1 protein-coding gene and 1 pseudogene are annotated in these 1,948 nt (G+C 42.9%); both read right to left on the bottom strand.

Translation table 11 applies throughout. From position 1 onward, the window contains the following. Positions 1–58: 58 nt before the first annotated feature. Positions 59–172: pseudogene (locus DCC82_RS18795) on the bottom strand (DDE-type integrase/transposase/recombinase); the annotation flags it as partial. A gap of 259 nt (positions 173–431) precedes the next feature. Continuing rightward, on the bottom strand, positions 432–1,586 hold the full coding sequence (locus DCC82_RS17785) for an SEC-C metal-binding domain-containing protein (RefSeq protein WP_199222367.1): 1,155 nt from the start codon (positions 1,584–1,586) through the stop codon (positions 432–434). Positions 1,587–1,948: the final 362 nt, after the last annotated feature.

Genomic DNA, 1,948 nt, shown 5'->3' with positions numbered 1-1,948 from the left:
CAACCAGAAACCAGAACAAACGATCGATCGTTTGTGTGTTCAGTTGTAAATCTTTAATTCAACTTATATAGACACAATTACAGGAAAACAAATCCATGATCAAAGCTAAATACAGCCATCCTTCTTTCGTCCAAATACACGTGATATCCGCCGCCCACACTTGATTCGGCTCATTAGCAAGGACAAAAGCCGCAATGCATCTCTCCACAAGTCACGATATAAGGGGCATCTTTCCTCTTGAGAAGGGAAGGGTTTACCAAACCGTTCTCCTTCTCAAGAGGCCACCAAAAGAAATGTGGTAGTAGGATTTTTAAATTTTCCTCGATTTCACGTGTCTATTTTCTTGACATAATACCATTCGATGGTTGAACGTATTTGTGGGCGATCCACTTGAGATAAAACAAACCTTTTAAGTTAACGTCCTCTCTCCCCTATGCCCCGCAGCATTTCTTATATTTCTTCCCGCTCCCGCACGGGCACGGATCATTGCGTCCGATTTTATTTACGTTGCGATAAGGGACTTTCAGGGGGAGTTGATGTTGCAGTTGTTCATATCTCTTTTCTTTTTCGAGAGCTATTTGTCCCCATTTCTCGAGATTCGGGTGCTCGATCCCCATCACCCGATAAAAACCGTATGCGATAAGCTCTGTATCAATCATAGCAGCATTCCGTCTTTTTTCCATATATTCGTTAATTTCCGGCAGCGCTTCTTCGGAAAGCTGTTGGCAAAGCGCTTCAAACAGCAATGACTTTATATCGTCATCCATTTCCCGTCTGTAGGCGTTTTTCAGCACGTCAACGGCAAGCGTGGATTTGGTATTGGCAAGCACAGAAATCGCAAAAATAACGGATTCTTGTTTCTCTACATACGGCGCAACCGCCTTGACAACGGCATCCGACTGAAACCCAAGTAACGCCGAAACAACTTCTTCCAAAAGAATATCATCATCCTTGACTAACAAACTAGCCAGCAGCGGAATATGCTTTTCTAGCTTCAATCGTCCGGCGGCGTACACGGCAAAAACACCAGCAAACGAAAACCATTCTTCTTTTTCTGCTTGCAAAATATCATCAATCTCCGCCTCGGTCATCCAGCCATTCCGGACAAGCGCGGCAGCAATTTTTTTCGTTCTTCGAAACTGCAAATCGTTATAGGAAACATTCCCCTCCAACAAAGCCAGCATGCGCTCATATTCGCGCCATACCTCTTCCTTTGTTCCGTGCAATAGAAGCTCATACAGTTCCCATGTCCCATTAGAAATATATGGCTTTAATTCTGCTTTATATTTGATGGCCAATGCGGGCTCGACATTATCCAACAAGTTGAAATACGGACGGGCTTCTCCGGCCTTTTCCCTCTTCAATCCTTCGATCAGCAGCAACAAAGCCCTTTCGCTTAACGAATGATTCCGCAAATCCCATAATATTTCTCTATGTTTCCCATGCGAACGCACCGCCTTTTCGATTAGCCGCTCCGTCCACTCGTTCGGAACGTGTGGATATTCCTCGAGCGCTTGCAAAACGAATTGCTGAACGATCGGATCGCCACTGACGACATACGGTTCTATCTTTTGCAAAAATGCCATGTTTTCATTCTCCTTTCTCCTTTTGTTCATCACTATTTTCATGTTCGTTAACCGAGAATAACCGTTTAGTGGTAAATCATCAAAGGGCTCGACTTCTACTCATGTTTCTCTCCTATTTATTTTTATTCGACCCTTGTAGAAGAGTCCCTCTATTAAAATAAAACATGCTTCCCTCGAGCGTGAAAAAAGATTTCCATTTATCGACAAATCGAAACGCCACCCTTTTGGCACGTTTGTATTTCTTTGTATTATAGCATATGAATTACTTGCAAACAGCACTAGACACTGTTCTTCCAGCTATGAAGAGTATATTTCAAAGTTTTTCGTCAAAATAGGGATTTTCAAATTATCCACAGTTGGTA

The organism is Geobacillus sp. LYN3 (assembly GCF_003064505.1).
Taxonomy (GTDB): Bacteria; Bacillota; Bacilli; order Bacillales; family Anoxybacillaceae; genus Parageobacillus_B; species Parageobacillus_B toebii.
The sequence above is the reverse complement of the archived record's forward strand: the minus strand, read 5'-3'. Positions and strand labels throughout refer to the sequence as shown.